The organism is Bradyrhizobium sp. CCBAU 45384 (genome assembly GCF_028128665.1).
Taxonomy (GTDB): Bacteria; Pseudomonadota; Alphaproteobacteria; order Rhizobiales; family Xanthobacteraceae; genus Bradyrhizobium; species Bradyrhizobium manausense.
The window spans coordinates 19602-42740 of the sequence record NZ_LBIZ01000098.1 but is presented as its reverse complement, the minus strand read 5'-3'; the positions used below and the strand labels follow the sequence as shown (position 1 = coordinate 42740).

Sequence of the window (23139 nt, the reverse complement as noted above, 5' to 3'; positions counted from 1 at the left end):
GATGCCGAACCAAACACAGTCAACCGAAGCGGAATCGCTTCTCGCCGGCCTGCGTCGCTGGGTCGAGATCGAAACGCCAACCGGTGACGTCGACAACATGGCGCGACTGCTCGACGTCGTTGCCACAGACTTTGTACAACTCGGCGCCAGCCTGGAGCGAATTCCGGGGACCGATGGAATGGGCGACCATCTGCTGGTCCGGCTGCCGTGGGGGCGCGGGCCGGGCATCCTCTCCGTTTCGCATCTCGATACGGTATGCCCGCCGGGGTCGGTCGCCATGCGCCGCGATGGCGACCGCTTTCATGGTCCGGGCATCGCAGACATGAAGGGGGGCGGCTTTCTGGCCTTCAAAGCCGCTCAGCATATTGCCGGTCTGGTCCATCAGCCGCACCTTCCGCTGACGCTTCTCTACACCTCGGACGAGGAGATCGGTTCTCCGACCTCGCGCCGCATCATCGAGCGGCTGGCGCGGGAATCCCGCTACGCGCTGATCGCCGAGCCGGCCCGCAAGGACGAGGTCATCACCTTCCGCAAGGGCCGTGCGAAATACCGTCTCGACGTCGAGGGCCGGGAAGCGCATGCTGGCTCGGCTCACGCGAGCGGCCGCAGCGCCATCTCGGAGCTTGCTCGCCAGGTCGTGGAGCTTGACAAATTGACCGACTATTCGACGGGAACGACGGTCAATGTCGGGGAAGTCGGGGGCGGCACGGCGCGGAATGTCGTCGCGGGCCGCGCCTTCTGCACCATCGATGTCCGCTTCTCCTCCGCCGAGGCTGGCCGATTGGTTGATGAGACGATCTTGTCCACCGGGCCGATCGGCAGCGACGTCACGGTCACGGCCAGTGGGGAAATTGAAAAGCCGTGCCTCGAACGGACTGCAGGTGGATTGGAGCTGTTCTCGCTCGCGAAATCCATCGCGCGCAAGCAGGATATCGACCTCGTCGAAACCTCGAGCGGCGGTGGCAGCGACGGCAATTTCACCTCGGCTGTCGGCACCCCGACTCTGGATGGTCTCGGTGCGATCGGCAATGAGTGGCACTCGCCGAACGAATATGTCGTGGTCTCCGCGCTTCCACGCCGCGCCGAGCTGTTGCGGCGAATGATCACGGAGCTTGGATCATAGATGAACAGGGTCTCGGTGGCTTGCTCAGCTCGACATCAGCGCGCGCGCGGCGCGGGCTAGGCGGCGGCTGACGGTCTTCTGCCGCAGCGCCTCCGTCCAGTCGAACATGCTTGAATTGACATCATAGTCGCCGCGCTGGGCGTCCGGGATCGCACCGGCCACGATACGTGCGATCAGTTGCGGCAATTCTCGATAGAAAGCCTCGGTGCGATACGGCGGATGCAGCGAGTAGAGCCCGGCGCCCGAACCGAGAAAGTCGATGCGGGAAAGCCCGTTGCGCATCATGGCCGCGGAGATGATCTCCTCCGCCGGCATCGTCAGTGGCGACTGGTGAAACAGTCTTGCCCGGATCCGGCGCTTGAGATTCGGACGCACCAGCTCCAGCGCCCCGACCGACGCATCGAACTTGTTCTGATCAAGCACGAAGATCCGCGTGCTCACGGTGCGAAAGCGGTAGGCCGGGTAGGCGGCGGCGAGCCGCTCGGGCGGCTGGATCCCGGTCAGTCCGGGAAACCCGCCATGCAGATCGCCGAGCGTGCCGTCAGAGCGGGGCGGACCGGGAAGCGGTCCGGCGAACAGTGCACCCGGCGTTGCCGTCAGCCAGCCGATCGCTTCCTCCAGCCAGACCTGGCTGCCGCCGCCGAACAGCATATCGCTGTCCATATGCACCACATAGTCCGCATTCGCCTTCGACAGACCGTAGAAATAGGCATGGAACGGCCCGCCATCGAAGGCCTTTTCCGGATAGGCGCTGGACGTGGAGAAATAGCGCTGCCGCACGGCCGCGAGCGCCGCCGGCGAATAGTCGACCTCGGCGATCTCCGCCTTTGGCGACTTCCGCGCGATGGCCTCCAGCAATGCGAACAGGCGCCGGCGGCTCTCCTCGTAGGCGCCGCCGGCATAGCGGCCGCTCTTGCTCTGCCTGGTGTCGACGGTGAAGACGATACGATCGACCTGATCGCCCCACACCTCGAGCTGATGCGGAAGTATGTGGACCGCATGGCGCACGTCCAGCGGATGCAAATTGATCTGAAGCGCGGATCTGACCTGCATCTCATCTCTCCTTGCCGGTGAACGGGCCGGTCACGTCCAAGAGCAGCCCGCGTCTGAATCAGCTGTTCGAGGGAGGCGGCCTCAGCGGATCGGCCTGGATTTGCACCTTTCCGTGCTTCTATCCGCAATTTATCAAACATGATCCTCGGCAGAAGCCAATTCGCCCTGCGTCGTTAATGAACCGCAGAGCGTCAATGATTGAGTAACCATTCTTGTTAGGCAAGCGCGGGTCAGCGGAGGTCAGCTCTTTCTGATCAACCGCCAGCGACCGGGAGTGGTCCCCACCCTCGCCGAGAAAGCTCTCGTGAAGTGGCTTTGATCGGAGAAGCCGCATTTGATCGCAATGTCTATGAGCGGCAACGAGGAGCCGACGAGCAGGCGCTTGCTTTCCTCGATGCGCTGATCCATCAACCAGCGATGCGGCGGAGTGCCGGTGCTGATCTTGAAGGCCCGGGCAAAATGGGCCGTCGACAAGCCGCATTCGGTCGCGATGTGTGCCAGGGAAACCTCCCCGTCGAGATGAGCGCGTATGAGGTCCTTTGCGATGCGAAGCTGCCAGGGTGTCAATCCGCTGCGTTGCAGGCGATCGACGGGAAGAATGCTGGTGTAGGTGTGAAGGAAATGCGTGTTGAGCGCCATCGCAACAGAGCCAACGAACAGCTCGTTGGCCTCGTGCGGCCGCTCAAGCGCGGGCAACAGGCACTTGCCGAGATGCGCCACGACAGGATCGCGGATGTTCGTACCCGCCGCAATGTCGAACCGAACGTGCGCAGCCTCAAGCTCGCTCGCAAGACCACTCAACGCGCTGTGCGGCAGATACAGATAAAGAAAATCGAACGGATCCTGGAAGCGAACGATCGTCTCGCATCGCAGGTCGTAGATGCTCGTCTCGTCCTTCGCGGCGCCTTTGCGGGCATGGCGTCCATCAACCCATGCCTCGGCCCTTTGACGTCGCAGCCGCAGACACAGCGCGAACGCTGCATCGGGCGGTGACGGCAAAGTTGGATCGCTGGACGGCCCGAAATGGGTCATCCGCACCGCGGCGAACGTTCCCTTCTGGAGTGACTTGACGAGGCCCGTGCTGGGCTGCCGGATCATCGGGAATAATGTGGCGAGCCGCTCGCCATAGAGTCCGCAATCGTCCATGCTCTACGTTCGACGCTCCGCCGGCAACGACCCCCAGTCATTGCCGTCGGCGTATACTCCCTTTGCCCGCGCCATTGCGGGTCTTGATGTGCCGGATCGCTTTATCTCGGATTGGCGTTGGTTCGCAGTCACAAGTTGCACGAAGGTATCTTATTCCCGTCGCCGGCTCGTGGAGAACCGATCCCGGGTGACACGGGCCGCAACGAAAGGCCGGATCTGAGCCGTCGACGATATGAAACTACTGGACCGGGGCAACGTCGACCGAGCAGCCCTCGCTGTTGCCGCTTATGCGCTCTTTCTTGACCGGTCTCAGGTCAGCAAATGCCTCTTCCAAAATCGTGGCCACCTCCAGCAGCGAAATCATCAGCCGGGGCGTTCGCCGAAGCTTTTCTTCGACGGCGGCCGCATGGAGATCGTTCGGCGTTCGCCCGCCGAGCAGTCGCCGCCGCCCAAAGGCGATCTTGTGGACGTTGCCGGAAATATATCCGACCGACTCCCATGACTGTTTCGACTCCTGCAACAGCTCGTCCGCCATTCGCTGCATCACCTTGATGATGGCAATCATATCCCGCCTGGCACCGATGAGGCCGCCATGGCCGTCGCGCTCGATAGCGGAGGCCGCCACGGATTGGCTTTGCAAATCGGCGAGTTGGTCCAATAGCGTCGTGAATTGCGTCCGCGCAACGCCGGCGAGAGCCTCGAGCAAGGACAGATTGCTCTGCATCGACGCGGTTGCGACCTCCGGCTTGATCAGTGTGAAATACATCAAATGCCCCAGAGACAACAAAGCAAACAGATAAGGTGCGATTCTAGGAGGCTTCAATCGAGGGTGCTTGAACGTCTTGAGCCACGATTGATCAATGCAAGCCTCAAGAGCGAATTCGGGAACAATAGGCAACAAGGTCGCGCGCGAGGAGCGGAGCTGAACGCGAGGGGTTACGATGGGGTAGCCCCTTCTCCTCATGGTCAGAATGCCTTAGGACGTGACGAGGACGAGGGGTGAGATGGCAAAGCAGACCGTGAAGAAGCCGCCCGCACTCAAGGGCGTATCGGCGGCCGAACGGGCGCTCGCGGTATTGACCGCGTTCCGCCGCGGAGACGGCGCCTTGAGCCTGGCCGAGCTCGCGGAGCGCACTGGCCTCGTCAAGAGCACGATCCTGCGGCTGGCCTTGTCGCTGCAGCAATACCGGCTGCTCGCGCGCCTGCCTGACGGCTCGTACCGGCTCGATGCGGAGACCTTGCGCCTCGGCACGGCCTATCAGCAGGCGTTTCGTCTGGCCGACCACGTCATGCCCGTGCTCGAGCAGCTCGCGGCAAAAACCGGCGAGACCACGTCCTTCTATGTCCGCGATGGCGAGGAGCGGCTGTGTCTGTTCCGGGTGGAGAGCAGCAATCGTATCCGGATGACCGTGCAGCCGGGCGATACGCGTCCGATGGACAAGTCTGCCATCGCGCAAACGCTGCGACGATATGAGGCCGGGCCGCCCGGGCCGGATGACGAGCTGCCGCTGTTCACCTCCGGCATGACGGATCCTCATGCGGCCGCTCTCGCCATGCCCGTCTTCGGCATCGGCGACTCCCTGATCGGGGCGCTCGCGATCTCAGGGCCGGTCAGCCGGCTCACGAGCGCGCGGGCGGAGCAGATCAAGCCGGCGCTGGTCGAGGCCGCAAGCAAGCTGACCCTGGCCTGCGGCGGAACTCCGTCCTCCGGCACGGCGAAAAGCGGACGCAGGCGAGCCGGTTCTGCTTAAAACGAAACGCGGTTTCGTTTTAGCTTGCGACGTTGGCTTCGGCGGGCGACAATCCTGCCCAACTCTATGTTCTGCCAAGCGCGTCACAAAGGCCAGCCCATGACATTCTTCAGCCCGCCGCGCCGGATCGAGACCAGCATCTTCACGCGACTGCCTGATCATCTTCGCAAACCGCGCCGCACTGCCTGGGCCGATGCCAATCAGGCCGGACGCGAGATCGACTCCTTCCTCGAAGGGCCGTCCTTCGATCGGCAGGGGCGGCTCTACGTCACCGACATTCCCCATGGCCGCATCTTCCGCGTCAGCGCTGACGGGGTGTGGGAGCTCGTGTCCGAATATGATGGCTGGCCGAACGGCCTGAAGATCCACCGCGACGGCCGCGTGTTCATCACCGATTACAAGCGCGGGATCATGCTGCTCGATCCCGCCAGCGGCAACGTCACGCCGTTCCTGGAAACGGCGGCGAGCGAGAGCTTCAAGGGCGTCAATGACCTCGTCTTCGCACCTTCAGGCAATCTCTATTTCACCGACCAGGGCCAGACCGGCATGCATGATCCGACGGGCCGGGTCTGGAAGCTCACGCCGGACGGCCGGCTCACCTGCCTCATCAACACGATCCCGAGCCCGAACGGCATCGTCGTTGATCCCGAGGAAAGCTTTCTGCTGGTCGCGGTGACGCGCGCCAACCAGATCTGGCGCGTGCCGCTGCCGGCGAGCGGCCTGACCACCAAGGTCGGCATCTTCTCGCATCTGCACGGCGGCCCGGGTGGTCCCGACGGACTGGCGCTGGATGACGGCGGCAACCTTCTGGTCTGCCACACCGGTTTCGGCTCGGTCTGGCGGTTGTCGCCGCTGGCCGAACCGCTCGACCGCATCGTCTCCTGCGCGGGCGTCGGGACCACCAATCTTGCCTTTGGCGGCCCAGAGCGAAAGAGCCTCTTCATCACCGAGAGCCGTACTGGAACGCTCCTGCGTGCCGAGCTCGAAACGCCGGGCCTGGCGATGTTCTCGCACGCCGATTAGTCGCTCACCCACACACACGGTGTCATCGCCCGGCCAGTGCGCAATCGCGCACTAGGACCGGGCGATCCAGTACTCCGAGCCGGTTGTGATTGAGCCGAGAAGCTGCGGCGTACTGGATGGCCCGGTCGAGCCGGGCCATGACAGTAGAGATTGGGGCGGCGACGACGCGCCAACCGACGGGCGGAGCTCCACTTTTTTGGGAACCCCCATCGAGCGCCCCACAAAATGAAACGCCGTTGCAAAACAAATTGCAACGGCGTTCTGTTTTTGCTAAGGCGCTTCCCATGGCCGGGACAACACCGGCGCCCCGGGAGGGAACCCATGGCAAGCGTCGCTGCCGCTTCAGTCCAACAGGGCTTCACAGCCGAGGAGGAGAAGATCCTCGCGAAGGTGCTGTGGCGGATCGTGCCCTTTCTGCTGCTCTGCTACATCGTCGCCTATCTCGACCGGGTCAACGTCGGCATCGCCAGCCTGACGATGAACGGCGATCTCGGCATCTCGCCGTCCGCATTCGGCTGGAGCGCCGGACTGTTCTTCTTCGGCTATTTCCTGGCGGAAGTGCCGAGCAACCTGGCCTTGCAGGCCGTCGGCGCCCGCAAATGGATCGCCCGCATCCTGATCACCTGGGGCCTGATCTCGGCAGCAACGGCGTTCGTGGTCGGCCCCGTCAGCTTCGGCGTGATGCGCTTCCTGCTCGGGCTTGGCGAGGCCGGCTTCACGCCCGGCGTGTTCCTCTATTTCACCTACTGGTTTCCGGCGCGCATCCGCGGCACGGCGACGGCGGCATTTCTGCTCGGCATCCCGATCGCGAACATCATCGGCGCACCGATCTCGAGCTCGCTGCTCACCCTCGATGGCCTCGGCGGCCTGCATGGCTGGCAGTGGCTCTTGATCCTCGAGGGCCTGCCGGCGACCCTCCTGGGAATCGTGTGCTTCTTCACGCTCACGGACAAGCCGGAGCAGGCCAAGTGGTTGAGCCCTGACGAGCGGCGTTGGCTCGTTGAGGTGCTGGCAGCAGAGCGCGAGGCCATTGCCACAAAACATCCCTCGCGACTCAGGGACGCCTTCATCAATTGGCGGGTCCTCGTCTGCGCCGCCGTCAATTTCTGCGCCATCATCGGCTCGGTCGGTCTCGGGCTGTGGATGCCGCAGATCATCAAGGGCCTCGGCTTCGGCGTCGTCGCCGTCGGCTTCATCGCCGCCATTCCCTATATCTGCGGCGCCATCACCATGATGCTGTGGGCGCGACTGTCGGACCATGGCGGCGAGCGCAGTTGGTTCGTGGCATCAGGGCTGCTCGTCGGCGCGGCCTCGCTGATCGTCTGCGGCTACGCGACATCGTCCGCGCTGGTTTCGATCGTCGCGCTCTGCGGCGCCGTGATCGGCATCATGTGCTACCAGTCGACGTTCTGGCCGATCCCGTCGAGCTTCCTCACCGGCAGCGCCGCCGCCGGTGGCCTCGCCATCATCGTCTCGATCGGCAATCTCGGCGGCTTCGTCGGTCCTTATCTCATCGGCGTGATCAAGCAGTCGACCGACAGCTTCTCCTGGGCGCTGATCTCGGTGGCTGCGTTTCTTGCCCTGGCCGCCATCCTGATCCGCCTGGTTGGCGCCAGTCTGCGGCGACAGGCCGGAACGGCTGACGGCCGCACCGGCCCCATCGCATCCCTCTCGAAAGGAATTTGAAAATGAGCGAACGACAGCAGTTCCGTCTCGGTCTGGTCGGTTATGGCGAGATCGGCAGCACGCTGGGCAAAGGGCTGCGAGAGGCCGGCCTGCAGCAGATCTTCTGCTACGACAAATACGCCTTCGACGGTCCGTATGCCGATCTGATCCAGGGCCGAGCCAGGGCCGCGGGCGTGACACTGGTCAGGTCCAACCGGGAATTGGCCGATGCGGCGGAGCTGATCTTCAGCGTCACGCCGGGCTCGAGGTCGCTCGAAAGCGCTGATGCCTTCGCGCCTGTTCTCGATGGCCGCCACACCTTCCTCGACTTCGCCTCGGCCACGCCGAAGGTGAAATACGGCGTCGCCGAGCGGCTCGCCGGCACCGGCGCCACGCTCGGTGACGGCTCCATCATGGGCACGCCCAAGCACGGCTATGCGATGCACATGATGTCGAGCGGTTCTGCGGGGCAGCGCGTGGTCGACCTGCTGGTGCCCTGGGGCATGAGCATCGAATTCGTCGGCGAGAAACTCGGCACGGCCTCCGGCATCAAGATCCTGCGCTCCGTCCTGATCAAGGGCATCGAGGCGCTGATCGACGAGACGCTGCTGGCGGCCCGGTCCTACGGCCTCGATGAGACGGTATTGGCCTCGGCCTCGAAGACGCTGACGCGTCCGTTCATGGACACGGTCGAGAGCCTGACACCGTCAGGCGTCATCCATGCCAAGCGACGTACCGAAGAGGTCGAGATGGCGGCCGAGGCGGTCGAGGATGCTGGCATCGAGCCGCTGATGGCGCGCGCGACCGCGGCGCGGCTGCGCTGGAAGGACAGCCTCGGCCTGAAGGAGCATTTCAGGGGCGTCGTTCCCGAGAATTACAGGATCGCGATCGATGCGATCGCGACCAAAATGCAGGCCAGCGCGAAAGCAGCCGAATGAGCCAACAACAAAAAGCAAAAAGGGAGAGGAACGTGACGGCTGCTCGGACGGACATCGACCCGATAGAGAAGGCGACGATGCGCAGGGTGATCCTGCGCCTCGTGCCGTTCCTGATGATCTGCTACTTCTTCGCACTGCTCGATCGCGTCAATGTCGGCTTTGCGGCGTTGCAGATGAACAAGGATCTCGGCCTCACGCCGGCGACGTTCGGCTTTGGCGCCAGCCTGTTCTTCGTCTCCTATTTCCTGGTGGAAGTCCCCAGCAACCTGGCGCTGCAGAAAGTCGGCGCGCGGCGCTGGATCGCCCGGATCATGATCACCTGGGGCCTGGTGACGGCGTGCATGGCGCTCGTGGTGGGGCCGTATTCGCTGTACGCGATGCGCTTCATCCTGGGCGCGGCGGAGGCCGGCTTCTTTCCCGGCGCTATCCTTTATCTGACCTACTGGCTGCCATCCGAATATCGCGCGCGCATCCTGGCGACCTTCACGGTCTCGATCCCGCTTGCGACCTTCCTGGGGTCGCCGCTATCCGTCGGCCTGCTCGAGCTTGACGGCGTGCTTGGCCTGCGCGGCTGGCAGTGGCTGTTCATCCTGGAGGGATTGCCGACCGTTTTGCTCGGGCTCGCCTGCCTGTTCGTCCTGACCGACAGGCCCGAAGGCGCGGCCTGGCTGACCAATGAGCAGCGCGGTTGGCTGACGGCCCGCATGGCGGCGGATGCAGCCGCGCGCAAGCCGGTCGGACATCTCTCGCTCTGGCAGCTTGCCACCAATAAATATTTCCTGGTCATGGCCCTGGTCTGCTCCGGCGCGTCCGCCACCGGCAGCGTGCTGTCGGTCTGGCAACCGCAGCTGCTGAAATCGTTCGGCCTGTCGAATCTGCAAACCGGCTTCGTCAACGCGATCCCCTACGGCATCGCGACCGTGCTCATGGTGCTGTGGGGACGGCATTCGGACAGCACGGCCGAACGGCGCTGGCACACCGCGATTCCGCTGCTGTTCGCCGCCGGCGGCTTCACGGCATTGAGCCTGACCGGAACGGCAGTCGCGCCGACCATCGTCATGGTGACGTTCTGCCTGGTCGGCGCCTATGCCTTCAAGGGGCCGTTCTGGGCGCTGTCGGCGAGCTGGCTTTCGACCAGCACGCTCGCGGCCGGCCTCGCCGGCATCAACGCGATCTCCAATCTGATCGGCGGCGGCCTGATGGTGAACGTAGTCGGCCTCGTCAAGGAGCGGACGGGCAGCTTCGTGCTCGGGATGCTGCCGCTGGCGCTGCTGTGCGCCGTGGCCGCGACCTTGGTCCTCGTGCTGGGTCGCAACGTCGCGCGCGCGGCCGACATGGTGGCGGTGAAATCATGAGCGAGCACGGCAAGTCATCCCAGCGCACCATCACCCGGCGCGGCGTTCTTGCAAGCATGCTGGCTGTGAGTACGGGCGCCTGGGCCGGCGGGGTCGAGCAGGCGGTGCCCAACAGCACGGGGTCGGCGCCGCCGCGCTTGAACGCGCCTGCGAATGCGTGCGATTGCCATCACCATATTTACGACGAACGGTTTCCTGTTTCGCCGCATTGGCACCAGGGCTTTCCGCCTGGTGCGACCGTCGCCGACTATCGAAATCTCCGGCGCCGGCTCGGCATCACCAGGAGTGTGGTGGTGCAGCCGTCGACCTACGGGGTCGACAACCGGTGTCTCGCGGACGCGCTGGGCCAGCTCGGCGCCTCGTCACGCGGCGTTGCCGTCGTCGATACCGATGTCGAGGAAGCAGAGCTGCGCGCGCTGGCCGAGGCCGGCGTCCGCGCCATCCGCGTCAATTTCGTCTCTCCGCAGAGCTGGGGCACGACAACGCCGCAGATGCTTGCCGCGCTTGCCAGACGAGTCGCCCCGCTGGGCTGGCACGTGCAGATCCTGATGACCGGCGATCAGATCGTCACGCATGAGAAAGTCATCCGGTCGCTCCCCACCAAGGTGGTGATCGACCATCTCGGGCGTATTCCCCAGCCCGATGGCCTCAAGCATCCTGCGTTCGCCGCTGTCCGCCGCATGCTCGATGAGGGCCGCACCTGGGTGAAGGTCACCGAGCCCTACGAGGACAGCAAGCTCGGTCCGCCCTATGCCGATTCCAGCGAGGTGGCGCGTGCCTACGTTCAGGCCACGCCAGAGCGCATCCTGTGGGGCACGGACTGGCCGCATCCGACCCAGCGCGGCACCAAGCCTGACGATTCTTTGTTGCTCGATCTTCTCGCCGACTGGGCACCGGACGAAAAGACGCGCCGGCGCATCCTGGTGGACAATCCCGCCGAGCTGTTCGGCTTCTAATCCAGCCGCTGAAGCGAAAGCATCTCAGTCGATGCCTTCGCACTTCAGCTCGCGCAATTGCTTGTCCACCCAGGAGGCGTCGTGGGTGCCGGCCTCGATATTGGCCATCTGCTTCTGCTCGGCCTCGAACTTCGCCGTGGCCGCCTTGAATACCGCCTCGGTCTGATCGAACGGCACGCACAGCAGGCCGTCATCGTCGCCGATGATGAGGTCGCCGGGCTCGATCACCATGCCGTCGATCGCGATCGCAACGTTGATCTCGCCGGGGCCGTTCTTGTAGGGGCCGCGATGCGTCACGCCGGCCGCGAAAACCGGAAAGGTCTGGCCGCGGATGAAGCCGGCATCGCGGATCGCGCCGTTGATGACGAGGCCGGCCACACCGCGCTTGACCATCTGCATCAACATCATCTCGCCGGTAATGGCATTGGTGAGATCGCCGCCGGCATCGACGACGATGACGTCGCCGGGCTCGGCCAGCGCGATCGCCTTATGCACCATCAGATTGTCGCCGGGCGCCGTCTTGACCGTCAGCGCGGGACCCGCGAGCCCGCCGCTCCTATACATCGGGCGAAGCCGCGCACCGCCGGCCGTCAGGCGCGACATGCTGTCGCTGACATTGGCGACCGGTAGCTGCGCGAAACGCTCGACCACCTCAGTGCCGATCTTCCTGGTGCGCTTCAAGATTCTGAATCCGACGGGCATGAATGGTTCTCCAATTGGTCGGAAAATTTATAGAACGCCGTTTCATTATTCGCAATGCGCGTCATCGATCGCTTGGCACGCGGCGCGAATTGCCGAGTTGAGCCGGTGGAACGATCGAATGACGGGCGGCAAAATCGATCAGGGCGCCGCGCGCGGGACTGTCGGGCTGCAGCAAGCCCCTGTGCGTGCCGAACAAGGTCACGGCCACTTCGATCTCGCCTTGCCAGTTCGTGATCGCGGACGAGATCGCGACCAGGCCCGGAATGTAGCGTCCGTCGACATAGGCAATGCGTTCGCGCCGGATCTTCATCGTCACGGCCTCGACACTTGCCATGTCGGGATTGAGATCCGGCCAGCTGACGCCTACGGAGGCGGCACGCTCGAGTTCGCTTTGCAGCCGCACGGCCAGTTGCGGGGGCGGCAGATAGGAGAGGAAGACGCGTCCGGTCGCGGAGTCCAGCAACGGAAACGTGCTGCCCAGACCAATCGACGTGGTCGTCAGATGGGGGCCCCGCTCCAGTCTGACCACGGTCGGGCCGTTGTGACTCCAGACAGCGAGCAGCGCGGCATGCCCTGTGGTCGCGGCCAATTCCTCGAGTTCATCGGAGGCGCGGACGACGAAATTGTTCCGGCTGATGGCCGCGACCCCCAGTTCGGCGGCTTCGCGGCCGAGGTCATAGCGGCCGGACCGCTCCTTCTGCACGGCAAGGCCGGCATGAATGAAGCTCGCCAAATAGCGATGCACCTTGCTCGGCGGCATGCCGGCTTCCCTTGCGATATCCGATAGCGTCGCCGGCCCATCGAAGGACCTGAGGACTCGCAGGACCGAAAGTGCGGCGTCGAGAGCCTGGATACCGCCAGGGGCCGTCCCGCCGCTCTCGTCGTCAGTCTCTTTCGCCCGCGTCCGTTTCATCTCAACATGTCCTTGAACTCCTGCGGCACGCTCGCACCGCGGAGTTCGCCCGTATCAGTGACAGCGGCCCAGGCGCGCTGTTCGAAGCCGCTCGCAATCTGCACGTTTCCGCTCGACAGCTTGTAGTCGATTCGAAACCGCCGCTCTTGCCACTCGGCCACCTCTGCACGGATCACCAGCTCATCGTCGTAGCGGGCAGGCCCCATGAACTGGGCCCCGACATTGACCAGCGGCGTGACGCTGCCAAAGCGCCGCTTGAGCTCCCGCTGACTCAATCCGCGGTGACGCAGCCAGCGCTGCCAGGTGCAGTCAAACCAGTAGAAGTAGTTGGGATAAAAGACGATTCCGGCTTCGTCGCAATCGCCCCATTCGATCGTGAAAGCTGTCTCGAACATCCGAAAACCCTCCCGGCAAGCCTGTCGGCGCGAAGCCTAAACGCGTCGCGTCCATTCCTCATAAGAAAAATGATTCCTCAGTGCGCAAGAAAGATATTGCATCAGGTGAAATCTATTGCATAATAGGAAACCAGAAGCGGATAATAAACGCAACAGGGAAGGGAAGGTCATGCGGCTCAGTCGCATTGCGGTGATGGGAGGAGGTCCTGCGGGCCTGTATTTCGCCGCTCTCTGGAAGCGTCGGCATCCCGAGGCCCATGTCGATGTCTTCGAGCAGAATCCGGAAGGAGCAACCTGGGGATTTGGTGTCGTCTTCTCCGACAAGGCGCTCGACTTCCTTCGCGCCGATGATTCTGACACGGCCGATGCCGTTTCGGCCCGCATGGAGACGTGGCGCGACATCACGCTTGTTCATCGCGGCGAACGCGTCGTGCTCGACGGCGTCGGCTTCTCCGCGGTCGGGCGGCTCGATTTCATCACGCAATTGACCGAGCGCGCGCGATCCGCCGGCGCAAATCTGCATTTCGGCAAGCTCGTGCGTTCCGTCGACGAGCTCGCAGGATACGATCTGATCGTCGCCGCCGACGGCGTCAACTCGCTGGTGCGACGGAGCTACGAAGGCGACTTCAACACGTCTCTTTCCTATGACGACAACAAGTTCGCCTGGTACGGCACCACCAAGCGCTTCGAAACGCTGACCCAGACCTTCGTCGAAACCGAGTTCGGCTGTTTCAACGCCCATCACTATCGCTATTCGCCGACGATGAGCACCTTCATCGTGGAGTGCGATCGTGCAACCTGGCTCCGCGCCGGCCTTGCCGAGAAGACCGAGGAAGAGAGCAGGGCGCTTTGCCAGAAGGTGTTCGCCGACACGCTCGAAGGGCATCCTCTCGTCGGCAACAAATCGGTCTGGCGCAATTTTCCCTGGCTGTGGAACGATCGCTGGTCACACCGCAACATGGTCCTCGTCGGCGACGCGCTCCACACTGCGCATTTCTCGATCGGATCGGGCACGCGCCTCGCCCTCGAGGACGTCATCGCCCTCGTCAACGCCCTGGACGGCGAACCGCGCAATCTCCGCCATGCGCTGGAGCATTACGAAGCCACGCGCCGCCCGGTGGTGGAGAAGCTGGTCAAGGCCGCAAGGACCAGCGCGGCCTGGTACCAGCGCTTTGCCGACCACATGAAGCTGGCTCCGCTGGATTTCGGCTACAGCTACATCACCCGTTCCGGCCGGATCGACGACAGCCAGCTCCGCGCGATGTCGCCGCGCTTCATGGCGCGTTACGACGCCGGTTCATTGGTCCCCAGCACGTAGCGATGATGAGGAGCGCTGCCATGACGGACGGAATCGACCAAACGCTCTCGAATGCGATCGTGGACCATGTGCCTGATGATGCGCCCTGCGCGCAGGAGATCGGCTTCGATATGCCAGAGCGCTACAACGCCAGCGAAATCCTGTTCGGCAATCTCGGCGCCGGCCGCGCCGACAAGGTCGCGATCTACGCCGCGGCCGGCAACACCAGCTATGGCGAGTTGTGTGCCAGGGCCGCCCAATGCGGCAACGCGCTTCGCTCGCTCGGGCTTCGCCGCGGCGACCGCGTGCTGCTCCTGCTGAACGACACGGCGTCCTATCCCGCGACATTCTTCGGCGCGGTTCGTGCCGGCTTCGTGCCGATGCTGATCAACACGTTGTCGCCCAAGGACCTCATCGGCTTCTACCTGCAGGATTCGGCCGCGCCGGTCGCGGTCGTCGACGCCGAATATGCCGCCCTGTTCGACCGGGAGACGGTCGCAGCAACGCAGCTGCATACGTTGGTGATGCTCAACGGCGAGGTCGCGGTCGAGTCCCCGGTCAAGGTTCTGGGTGGTGACCAATGGTTCGCCCAGTTTCCTTGCGAATTGGATGCTGCGCCGACGTCCCGCGACGACATGGCGTTCTGGATGTACTCCTCGGGCAGCACCGGCCGGCCGAAGGGCATCGTGCATCTGCAGCACGACATGGCGTACACGGCCGACAGCTTCGGCCGTCACATCCTGGGAATCGAGGAGAGCGACATTTGCTTCTCGGTGCCGAAGATCTTCTTCGCCTACGGCTTCGGCAATTCGATCACGTTCCCGTTCTCGGTCGGCGCCAGCACGATCCTGCTGGCCGGGCGGCCCGAGCCTGGCGCCGTCCTGGACCTGATCGAGCGGTTCAAGCCGACGCTCTTCTTCGGCCTGCCGACGCTCTACAATGCGCTGCTGCATCATCCGCGCATCGAAACTGCCGATCTGTCGAGCGTGCGCCTCAGCCTGTCGGCCGCCGAAGTGCTGTCGCAGGACATCTTCAACGACTGGAAGCGACGCTTCGGGCTCGAAATCGTCGAAGGGCTCGGATCGACCGAAGTGCTGCACATCTATCTGTCGAACACGCGCGAGCGGAGGAAGACCGGGACCGCGGGCAAGCGCGTTCCCGGCTATGAGCTCAGGCTGACCACGCCCGAAGGGCAGCCCGTCGCGCAAGGCGAAGAAGGCGTGATGTGGGTCCGCGGTCACTCCAACGCGCCGTGTTACTGGAACAGGCCCGACAAGACCGCGCAGACCATGCGCGAGGCGGGATGGATCTGGACCGGCGACAGGCTCGTCGAGGATGCCGACGGCTTCTTCACCTTCGTCGGCCGCGTCGACGATCTCATCAAGGTGAGCGGCCAGTGGATCTACCCGGTCGAGATCGAGCTCTGCCTGTCGGATCATCCCGCGGTCCGGGAATGCGCGGTCCTTGGCCTGGAGCTTCCCGACCGCCGCATGACCACGAAAGCATTCGTGATCCTTCGGGACGGTCATGCGGCGAGCGAGACGTTGACGCGGGAGCTGCAGGATCACGTCAAGTCGAAGCTGCTTCCCTACAAATATCCGCGCCTGATCGAATACCGGTCCGAACTGCCGAAGACGGGAACGGGCAAGATCGACCGGCAGAAGCTGCGCAGCGCCCCGTTGGTGGCCTGATCGGGCCTCCTCCTTCTCTCAAAGTCTCTTGGAAGTCACAGCCTAGAGCATGATCCGGAAAAGTGTGAAGCGGTTTTCCCTCGCGACAAACGCGGAACGCGTTGCGCGGAGATCATGCTCAAACAAAGAGCTAAAGCGCGATGACGATTCAACCCAATCTCATCGCGCTTTAGAAACCCACGCTCACTGGAGTTCGTGATGTCCGCTGCTGAAGATGTAGACGTGACCGAGGTCATCGAAGAGGCGCGGTTTGGACGCCTCCAGCTTCTGATCCTGGTTCTTTGCGCATGGATCGCGCTGCTCGACGGTTTCGACACACAGGCGATCGCCTATGTCGCACCTGTGATCGCCGAGAAATGGGGGATCGCCATGGCCGGCTTCGGTCCGATCTTCGGCGCCGGCCTCGCTGGACTCGCCGTCGGTGCATTCGTCCTCAGCCCGGCGGCCGACCGGTTCGGCCGCAGGAGCGTGATCCTGCTGTCCGTGCTGCTGTTCGGGATGTTCGCACTCGTCACGGCGCGTGCGACCACGCTGAACGAGCTCTTGGTCTACCGTTTCCTGACCGGCCTTGGCCTCGGCGGCGCCATGCCCAACATCGTCGCTCTGACCAGCGAATACGCGCCTAAGCGGATGCGCGCGCTGCTCATCGCCATCATGTTCTGCGGCTTTCCGCTGGGCTCGACGATCGGCGGCCTGATCAGCGCGCCTCTGATCGGAGCGTTCGGCTGGCAGGCGGTCTTCGTTGTCGGCGGCGTGCTTCCGCTTTTCACCCTGATCGTGCTGTTCGCCTGGCTGCCCGAGTCGATCCGCTATCTCCTGACACGCGAGGTCGCAGATGTCAGGATCGCGAAATTGCTCGCAAGGCTTGATCCTGATATCTCCGCGACCGCGGCGAGCCGCTACGTCGTGCATGGTTCGCGAGGATCTGGCTTCCAAGGATCTGGCTTCCCGGCGACGAAGCTCCTCGCCGAAGGCCGCGCATCGATGACGGTCCTGCTCTGGATCGCGTTCTTCATGAACCTGCTCGTCATGTACTTCCTCGTGAACTGGATGCCTTCGCTGCTCAAGGCGAGCGGGCTGCCCCTCAACATCGCGATCCTCTCGACTGCGGTGCTGAATGCCGGGGGCGTCGTCGGCGCGATCGTCCTCGGCCGCTTCGTCGACCGGCTCGATCCCTATCTGGTGCTCGGCGGCGCCTATCTGGCTTCGGCCCTCTTCATCGCGGGGATTGCCTTCGGGTCGGCCAATGTCTGGACGTTAATGACCTCGACCTTCCTCGCCGGGTTCGGCGTGGTCGGTGCGCAGATCGGCATGAACGCGCTGGCCGCCGGCCTTTACCCGACCGAGATCCGCTCCACCGGCGTGGGCTGGGCGCTGGGTGTCGGCCGCATCGGCTCGATCATCGGCCCGGTCGCGGGCGGCGTGCTGCTCGGCTTCGGATGGGACGCGCAGTCCGTCGTCCTGACCGCGGCGGTGCCGGCGGTGCTGGCGGGCCTTGCGGTGATCGCCCTGCGCCGGCGCGAGCCGTCACTCAAGCTCGTGCCGTCGGCGGCGACACTCCATCACTAACAGCGAGACAGACCATGTCCCATCAAGCCATCATGGCGCCAACCGCCGACACGCCCGAGCGCCGAGCGTTCTACGACAAGATCGACAAGAGAAACCTGACGGCCTTGTGGCTGTCGCTGGCCGATCTCGTCACGCCGGAGCCGAGAAGCGCGTGCCGCCCTGCATCCTGGCGCTTCGACGAGATCCGCGCCTACATGCTCGAGGCCGGAAGTCTCATCACCGCGAAGGAGGCGGAGCGGCGGGTTCTCGTGCTCGAAAATCCCGGTCTTCGCGGCCAATCGAAGATCACGACGGATCTCTACGCCGGCGTACAGCTGGTGATGCCGGGCGAGGTTGCGCCGGCGCACCGCCATACGCAATCCGCGCTACGGTTCATCCTCGAGGGTGAGGGCGCCTACACGGCGGTCAACGGCGAACGCACCATCATGCATGAGGGCGATTTCATCATCACCCCACCCTGGGCCTGGCACGATCACGGCAACCCCAGCTCGAAGCCGGTGTTCTGGCTGGATGGTCTCGACATCCCCGTCATTCAGATGCTGGATGCATCCTTCGCCGAGCATCTCGACGTCGACGAGCAGCCGATCACGAGGCCCGTCGGCGACAGCGACGCCCGCTATGGCCACAACCTGCTGCCGGTCGATCACAGGGGAGGTGGCGGCACCTCGCCGGTGTTCAACTATCCCTATGCACGCACGCGCGAACAGCTCGAACGCTTGCGGCGCGCCGCCGCCTGGGATCCCTGCCACGGCCTCAAGATGCGCTACACCAATCCGATCACGGGCAATCACGCCATGGCCACCATGGCGACTTTCATCCAGCTGCTGCCGAAGGGCTTTTCCACCACCGCCTACCGCTCGACGGATGCCGCCGTGTTCGTGCCGATCGAGGGCCAGGGCCGCAGCATCATCTCGTCTCGGACAGGCGAGGACATCGTGGTCGACTGGAGCAGGCGCGACATCTTCGTCGTTCCGTCCTGGCATCGTGTGCGTCACGAGGCGATCGGCGGCGATGCCGTGATCTTCTCCTATTCCGACCGACCCATTCAGGAAGCTCTGCATCTGTTCCGAGAGGACCGTGGCAATGCCTGACGCCATCTCTTACCCCGACTTCGTTCTGCCTGTGCCGCCGCAAGCCTCCGTCGCCGTCCATCATTCCTCGGCGCGCTTTCCGGTGCGCCGGATCATCTGCGTCGGTCGCAACTACGCGGCGCACGCCCGCGAGATGGGGCGCGATCCCGACCGCGAGCCGCCGTTCTTCTTCATGAAGCCCGCCGACACGGTCGTCGACGACGGCACGACGGTTCCTTATCCGCCGCAGACCAACAACTTCCACTACGAGATCGAGCTGATCGTCGCGATCGGGCAGGGCGGGACGGACATCCGTAACGAGCGCGCGCTCGATCATGTCTGGGGCTATGGCGTCGGCATCGATCTGACCCGTCGCGATCTCCAGCTACAGGCCCGCGAGCAGGGCCGTCCCTGGGACTGGGGCGAGGGTTTCGATCTCTCGGCGCCAATCGCGCCGCTGCGACCGGTCTCGGAAGTCGGCCATCCCAACGCCGGGCGCATCTGGCTTGCCGTCGACGGCACGCTCAAGCAGGATTCCGACATCTCAAAGCTGATCTGGCCCGTGCCTGATATCATCGCGATCTGCTCGCAGTCGATGGCGCTCAAGCCCGGTGACCTCATCATGACGGGAACGCCGGAAGGCGTCGGCCCCGTGCGGCGAGGCCAGGTGATGACTGGAGGAATCGAGGGGCTGGGCGAAATCAGAATACCCGTCGGATAGGATTGTCGGAGCGGAAGAGCGGACCGTCGATCGGCGGTCGACGATGCAAAGCGCAGCACCAAGCGCGCGTGACCTGCGCTCTCTTACCTTAAGTTGTTGTAAATGGCCGACAGGCTATCTGGGTGGCATGCCCGTATTTGTCATGCCCTCCAGTCGCGCCGCTGTTTCAGACAGGGAATTCTCCGCCAGAGAACGAGCCGGTGGGCCGCATCCGCCGTCGGGCTCAAGGCGGTCCTCGTGATGGTTGCGCTGGACACAAGCGCGGGCGCGGTCACGCGCCGGCCGATCATCACGGCAACGATGCCGTTGGTTGTCGGCGGCTTTGTCGTCCTGACCATCCTGCTGTTCTGGCCATGGCTCGGGCACCTGTCATCGGCGCTGATCGGCCCGGAAGAAGACAATATGCAGGATTTCTGGAACAGTTGGCACGCGGCAACAGCCCACGGCTGGCGCGACTTTCTGTTCACGAACCAGATCCGCTATCCCGAGGGCACATCGCTCAGCTACCATTCGTTTGCCTGGCCGCAGGTCGCAGCCGTGATGCTGCTTGGCCACATATTCGGCACCAGCCTCACCGATCTGATCCTCTTCCAAAATTTGACATTGCTGGCCTCTTTTCCGCTCTCTGCTGCGGCGATGTTCCTGCTGGCACGTCATCTCCTGGGCGAGCGCACGGGATACAACGCGGGGGCGGCGTTGGCCGGCTTCGTCTTTGCCTTCAACCCCTGGCACGTGGCGCAAGTGATGCACCACGCTCATGTCGCGACGATCGAATTCCTGCCGCTATTTGTGCTGTTTTATCTTAAGGCCCTCGAAGAGCGGAATTATCTCCATCTCGCCGCGGCAAGCGCGATGATGGCACTCAGCGCGCTGTCATGCTGGTATTATCTGTTCTACGCGTTCTACTTCATGGCTTTTGATCTTGTGTTTCGATGCAGCCGAGATCGGAAATGGCCGGAAAAATGGCAGCTCGCTGCGCCGATGCTTTGCGTGATCGGCAGCATTCTCTTGCTTTCGCCGTGGCTGATACCGATGATCATGGCCCGTGGTCCCGCCAATGCAGGCACCAACGCGTTCGTCGCCGATCTTTTTGCCCTGGTCGTGTTTCCACCCAGCCATTTTCTGGCTCGGCTCGGGGAGAGCATCTATGCCCGCCTGACCGGCAATCCCTGGGAGGCCACGGTCTATCTGGGCCTCGCCAATCTCGCGGCGCTGGCCTGGGCGTTCGCCTGCAAAACCGAGACCGACAAGCGGGTGATGCACTACGCGCTGGTCGGGATGCTGTTCTTTCTCGTGCTTGCCGCTGGGGAGACGCTGCACATCGGAGGGCATCCTTCCGGGCTGCCTCTGCCCTATTTCGTCCTGGCCAAGCTGCCTTTCTTCGGGAATGTGCGCACGCCTGCCCGTGCCATTGTCATGGTCTATATGTTCCTGGGGCTCGGCCTGGCACAAGCCTGCGTGATTGCCGCCCGCCGGATCGGCATCAGGCAACGCGCTTGCATGGCGTTTGCCGCGATTGCGATCCTGTTCGACTTCTTTCCGACGAACCTCACCGCGACACCGATACGCTGCTCGCCCGCGCTCGCTGCGATCGCCGGCGATTCCGATAGGTTCGGCGTCCTGGATCTGCCGCGCGGCTACATTGCGGGGAACATCGCCATGGCACTGTCAGCCTGCCATGGTCATCCTATCGTTGCTGGCGAAACATCACGCAAATTGGGTGTCACGCTGGCCGACCAGCTCGAAACTGGCAATCTTGCGCTCCAGCAGCGTCAACTCACGGCAGCTCATGTCAAATATATCGTGCTGCGCCGCTCCAAGGGCCGCTCCTTCGTCTGGAACGAGACTGACGGCAGTGTTGACGACTATCTGCGAACCTACCCGCAGGTCGGCTCGGACGACGAAGCGATAGTCTTGCGCGTCTACTAACGTGCCATGCCTGGTCTGACATAGACGCTTTCGTAGACGCCGGTGTGGGCCTCCTTCCACCCTCGCTTTGCCACGAGAAACTGCCTTAATTCTTCATGTCCCCTGAGCCATAGCACGGCGTCGATGTGATATTTTTCGAGCACGTCGTCCCAGGTGTTTTCGTCGATCTCCCAGTGAACCAGCCGGAAGTAATCTCGCAACAGTTCATCAGGATAGGCGGTGGCAGCTCGTCCGTCCACAAACAGGGGGACCGTTCCATGAGTCAGGAGGATCAAATATCCTCCGACGTTCCAGTGATTGAGCACCCGCGCATGCGAAAGATGCGTTTGCAGATATTCGGCGTCCTGCTCCGACATCATCTCGGGTAACGCCAGAGCGGGCCTGATCTGAATGAATGTCAGAGGGAGCACACATGCGCCAAGAATCGCGGCGGTCACGAGCGCCCGCTGAATTTGCAGCTGAGGCAACTTGCTGGGGATCAAGCGATCGAGGTGCAGAGCCATCGGGATGGTCGAGAAGATGAAGAAAAAGGACATGTATCGAAATTGATGGAGTCCGAGGGCCAGGAAGACCCAGGACAGAATGCGGGCCTCCGCACGGATTTCCGTCGACGCTCCGTAGCGCAATTCGAGCGCAATAAACGCGACAATGTAGACCATTCCGGGAATGCTGCCCGGGATTTCGATGTTGTGAGAATACGGAAGCCACTCGCCGATATTGCCTTGGACGAAGTGTCCCAAGGTCGCGGTCACGCCCTCATAGATTTGCCAGCCCAACGGATTGACGAAGGTCACGGCAAAGCAACCCAGCCCCGCCAGCATGATGGCTTTGAACCTTCTCAAGTCGTGGCGCCATAGGGCCCCTGCGCCAAAGACCGCTGGGATCATGAAGCCCAGCACGAACCCTCCGTGCAGGTTGACCCACAACAACATCATCAAGGGCAACAGCCACAGCTTGGTCGACCGCAGGCATTCCCGGTAGAAAACGACGCTGAACAGCATCGTCGAAACGTTCGGAGATGCTGCCAGGTATGTATTGGGAGCAGCCTCATAGGCCGGGTACAAAAGGCCTGTTGCGAAAGTCGCGACGCAGACGGCGAGTGCCGAAGCCCCGGTCTCCAGGCAGGCGGACGACAGATACCAAATGATCAGCGCGCCGCACACGACGACCAGGCCGACAAGACCGGCGTAGCCGGCATACTTGAAAATCAAGCTGGCGATAACATCCCACAACCAGGAGAGGTTGAACCATTGCTTGGTTCCGAGCGTGAACGACCAGGGATCCTGGAACGGAACGTGCGCTTCGCTTCTGATCAACTCACCGGCGGCCAGGTGCCAGCCGAGGTCGTAGTGACTCAAGATGAGTGAGGCGTTGGACAGGTAGAATACGCTCAAGAGCGAGATCAGGAAGACGTACGTTCCGAGCGTCGATGACGGCGTTGCTCCGGATGGTTCAGCAAGATTCTGCAGCATCCGGACATTCCGATCGTTCATTCCAAAACATAGGTCAGACGTGCGTCGACGGTCCGCCGTCGGTTGTCGCCCATTCCCTCACAGCCTAGCGGCGAATAATCTAAGGTAGAGTGAAATTCGATTGTGCAATCGAGGTTCCGCAAGCAGAAGGAAGAGATGGTTAATGCGGGGTATCGGTCTGGAGCGATGATCCGATGCCCGGTCTCGTCACAACGTTGACGCTGGTTTCGCAGGTTTCAGTCAGTCGGTCATCGAGTGCACTGTCGCCGTGACCATGGCTGCCGCCAGCAGCGACCGCGCCGCTGCAACGGCGTCCGATGCTAGCCGCCCCATCGCGCATACGGATTGTGACCTGGTTCTGGCTGATCAT

At 63.2% G+C, this 23139-nt stretch carries 20 protein-coding genes; 13 read left to right on the top strand and 7 right to left on the bottom strand.

Features of this window, described 5'->3' with window-relative positions:
* Position 1 precedes the first annotated feature (1 nt).
* Complete coding sequence (locus XH80_RS10615) at positions 2-1123, top strand: M20 family metallopeptidase (RefSeq protein ID WP_271598549.1); 1122 nt, start codon at positions 2-4, stop codon at positions 1121-1123.
* Positions 1124-1147: 24 nt separating this feature from the next.
* Here the strand turns inward: XH80_RS10615 and XH80_RS10610 are convergent, their stop codons facing one another.
* The 3 genes from XH80_RS10610 to XH80_RS10600 form a co-directional block, all read right to left on the bottom strand.
* A complete protein-coding gene (locus XH80_RS10610) occupies positions 1148-2176 on the bottom strand; it encodes a glycosyltransferase family 2 protein (RefSeq protein WP_271598548.1) in 1029 nt (342 codons plus the stop codon).
* Between the two features lie 240 nt (positions 2177-2416).
* Positions 2417-3274, bottom strand: a complete 858-nt coding sequence (locus XH80_RS10605) for a helix-turn-helix domain-containing protein (protein ID WP_271598547.1) — start codon at positions 3272-3274, stop codon at positions 2417-2419.
* Between the two features lie 286 nt (positions 3275-3560).
* Positions 3561-4220, bottom strand: coding sequence for a hypothetical protein (locus XH80_RS10600; protein ID WP_271598546.1), 660 nt, complete (start codon positions 4218-4220; stop codon positions 3561-3563).
* A gap of 106 nt (positions 4221-4326) precedes the next feature.
* Here XH80_RS10600 and XH80_RS10595 point away from each other — a divergent pair, with 106 nt between their 5' ends.
* From XH80_RS10595 to XH80_RS10570, 6 genes are all read left to right on the top strand, one after another.
* Positions 4327-5073, top strand: a complete 747-nt coding sequence (locus XH80_RS10595; protein WP_271598545.1) for an IclR family transcriptional regulator — start codon at positions 4327-4329, stop codon at positions 5071-5073.
* 99 nt (positions 5074-5172) lie between these two features.
* Complete coding sequence (locus XH80_RS10590; RefSeq protein WP_271598544.1) at positions 5173-6096, top strand: SMP-30/gluconolactonase/LRE family protein; 924 nt, start codon at positions 5173-5175, stop codon at positions 6094-6096.
* Between the two features lie 321 nt (positions 6097-6417).
* Positions 6418-7782 (top strand): MFS transporter, encoded by a 1365-nt coding sequence (locus XH80_RS10585; RefSeq protein ID WP_271598543.1) that lies wholly within the window; start codon positions 6418-6420, stop codon positions 7780-7782.
* 2 nt (positions 7783-7784) lie between these two features.
* On the top strand, positions 7785-8699 hold the full coding sequence (locus XH80_RS10580) for a DUF1932 domain-containing protein (RefSeq protein ID WP_271598542.1): 915 nt from the start codon (positions 7785-7787) through the stop codon (positions 8697-8699).
* A 32-nt stretch (positions 8700-8731) separates the two neighbouring features.
* Complete coding sequence (locus tag XH80_RS10575) at positions 8732-10054, top strand: MFS transporter (protein ID WP_271598541.1); 1323 nt, start codon at positions 8732-8734, stop codon at positions 10052-10054.
* The gene (locus tag XH80_RS10570) at positions 10051-11010 is read left to right on the top strand and encodes an amidohydrolase family protein (RefSeq protein ID WP_271598540.1); all 960 of its coding nucleotides are present in this window, start codon (positions 10051-10053) and stop codon (positions 11008-11010) included. Before XH80_RS10575 ends, XH80_RS10570 begins: the two co-directional genes overlap by 4 nt.
* A 24-nt stretch (positions 11011-11034) precedes the next feature.
* Here XH80_RS10570 and XH80_RS10565 read toward each other — a convergent pair whose 3' ends face one another.
* From XH80_RS10565 to XH80_RS10555, 3 genes are all read right to left on the bottom strand, one after another.
* Positions 11035-11712 (bottom strand): RraA family protein, encoded by a 678-nt coding sequence (locus tag XH80_RS10565; protein WP_271598539.1) that lies wholly within the window; start codon positions 11710-11712, stop codon positions 11035-11037.
* 61 nt (positions 11713-11773) lie between these two features.
* Entirely contained in the window at positions 11774-12625 is an 852-nt protein-coding gene (locus tag XH80_RS10560) for an IclR family transcriptional regulator (protein WP_271598538.1), read from the bottom strand.
* On the bottom strand, positions 12622-13020 hold the full coding sequence (locus XH80_RS10555) for an acyl-CoA thioesterase (RefSeq protein WP_220001666.1): 399 nt from the start codon (positions 13018-13020) through the stop codon (positions 12622-12624). The genes XH80_RS10560 and XH80_RS10555 overlap by 4 nt, the downstream gene beginning before the upstream one ends.
* 169 nt (positions 13021-13189) lie before the next feature.
* On the opposite strand from XH80_RS10555, the gene XH80_RS10550 reads away from it, so the two are divergent.
* The 6 genes from XH80_RS10550 (at position 13190) to XH80_RS10525 (ending at position 21297) form a co-directional block, all read left to right on the top strand.
* Positions 13190-14338 carry an FAD-dependent monooxygenase gene (locus XH80_RS10550; protein ID WP_271598537.1) on the top strand — a complete coding sequence of 383 codons (1149 nt, stop codon included), beginning with the start codon at positions 13190-13192 and terminating at the stop codon, positions 14336-14338.
* A 20-nt stretch (positions 14339-14358) separates the two neighbouring features.
* Entirely contained in the window at positions 14359-16008 is a 1650-nt protein-coding gene (locus tag XH80_RS10545; RefSeq protein ID WP_271598536.1) for a benzoate-CoA ligase family protein, read from the top strand.
* 198 nt (positions 16009-16206) lie between these two features.
* A complete protein-coding gene (locus XH80_RS10540) occupies positions 16207-17577 on the top strand; it encodes an MFS transporter (RefSeq protein ID WP_271598535.1) in 1371 nt (456 codons plus the stop codon).
* A 14-nt stretch (positions 17578-17591) separates the two neighbouring features.
* Positions 17592-18668: a gentisate 1,2-dioxygenase gene (gene gtdA / locus XH80_RS10535; RefSeq protein WP_271598534.1), complete on the top strand. Its 1077-nt coding sequence runs from the start codon at positions 17592-17594 to the stop codon at positions 18666-18668.
* Positions 18661-19368, top strand: coding sequence for a fumarylacetoacetate hydrolase family protein (locus tag XH80_RS10530; RefSeq protein WP_271598533.1), 708 nt, complete (start codon positions 18661-18663; stop codon positions 19366-19368). The genes gtdA and XH80_RS10530 overlap by 8 nt, the downstream gene beginning before the upstream one ends.
* A gap of 237 nt (positions 19369-19605) precedes the next feature.
* Positions 19606-21297, top strand: a complete 1692-nt coding sequence (locus XH80_RS10525; RefSeq protein ID WP_271598532.1) for a hypothetical protein — start codon at positions 19606-19608, stop codon at positions 21295-21297.
* On the opposite strand, the gene XH80_RS10520 is transcribed toward XH80_RS10525, so the two are convergent.
* Positions 21294-22769 carry a hypothetical protein gene (locus XH80_RS10520; RefSeq protein ID WP_271598531.1) on the bottom strand — a complete coding sequence of 492 codons (1476 nt, stop codon included), beginning with the start codon at positions 22767-22769 and terminating at the stop codon, positions 21294-21296. The genes XH80_RS10525 and XH80_RS10520 overlap by 4 nt on opposite strands.
* Between the last annotated feature and the right edge of the window lie 370 nt (positions 22770-23139).

What these genes read in the sequence shown, in the direction of transcription:
- gtdA (WP_271598534.1), top strand. Translation starts at nt 17,592, where the DNA reads ATGTCCCATCAAGCCATCATGGCGCCAACCGCCGACACGCCCGAGCGC.
- XH80_RS10595 (WP_271598545.1), top strand. Translation starts at nt 4,327, where the DNA reads ATGGCAAAGCAGACCGTGAAGAAGCCGCCCGCACTCAAGGGCGTATCG.
- XH80_RS10550 (WP_271598537.1), top strand. Translation starts at nt 13,190, where the DNA reads ATGCGGCTCAGTCGCATTGCGGTGATGGGAGGAGGTCCTGCGGGCCTG.
- XH80_RS10555 (WP_220001666.1), bottom strand. Translation starts at nt 13,020, where the DNA reads ATGTTCGAGACAGCTTTCACGATCGAATGGGGCGATTGCGACGAAGCC.
- XH80_RS10570 (WP_271598540.1), top strand. Translation starts at nt 10,051, where the DNA reads ATGAGCGAGCACGGCAAGTCATCCCAGCGCACCATCACCCGGCGCGGC.
- XH80_RS10520 (WP_271598531.1), bottom strand. Translation starts at nt 22,769, where the DNA reads ATGCTGCAGAATCTTGCTGAACCATCCGGAGCAACGCCGTCATCGACG.
- XH80_RS10585 (WP_271598543.1), top strand. Translation starts at nt 6,418, where the DNA reads ATGGCAAGCGTCGCTGCCGCTTCAGTCCAACAGGGCTTCACAGCCGAG.
- XH80_RS10605 (WP_271598547.1), bottom strand. Translation starts at nt 3,274, where the DNA reads ATGATCCGGCAGCCCAGCACGGGCCTCGTCAAGTCACTCCAGAAGGGA.
- XH80_RS10565 (WP_271598539.1), bottom strand. Translation starts at nt 11,712, where the DNA reads ATGCCCGTCGGATTCAGAATCTTGAAGCGCACCAGGAAGATCGGCACT.
- XH80_RS10540 (WP_271598535.1), top strand. Translation starts at nt 16,207, where the DNA reads ATGTCCGCTGCTGAAGATGTAGACGTGACCGAGGTCATCGAAGAGGCG.
- XH80_RS10545 (WP_271598536.1), top strand. Translation starts at nt 14,359, where the DNA reads ATGACGGACGGAATCGACCAAACGCTCTCGAATGCGATCGTGGACCAT.
- XH80_RS10610 (WP_271598548.1), bottom strand. Translation starts at nt 2,176, where the DNA reads ATGCAGGTCAGATCCGCGCTTCAGATCAATTTGCATCCGCTGGACGTG.
- XH80_RS10530 (WP_271598533.1), top strand. Translation starts at nt 18,661, where the DNA reads ATGCCTGACGCCATCTCTTACCCCGACTTCGTTCTGCCTGTGCCGCCG.
- XH80_RS10590 (WP_271598544.1), top strand. Translation starts at nt 5,173, where the DNA reads ATGACATTCTTCAGCCCGCCGCGCCGGATCGAGACCAGCATCTTCACG.
- XH80_RS10615 (WP_271598549.1), top strand. Translation starts at nt 2, where the DNA reads ATGCCGAACCAAACACAGTCAACCGAAGCGGAATCGCTTCTCGCCGGC.
- XH80_RS10560 (WP_271598538.1), bottom strand. Translation starts at nt 12,625, where the DNA reads ATGAAACGGACGCGGGCGAAAGAGACTGACGACGAGAGCGGCGGGACG.
- XH80_RS10580 (WP_271598542.1), top strand. Translation starts at nt 7,785, where the DNA reads ATGAGCGAACGACAGCAGTTCCGTCTCGGTCTGGTCGGTTATGGCGAG.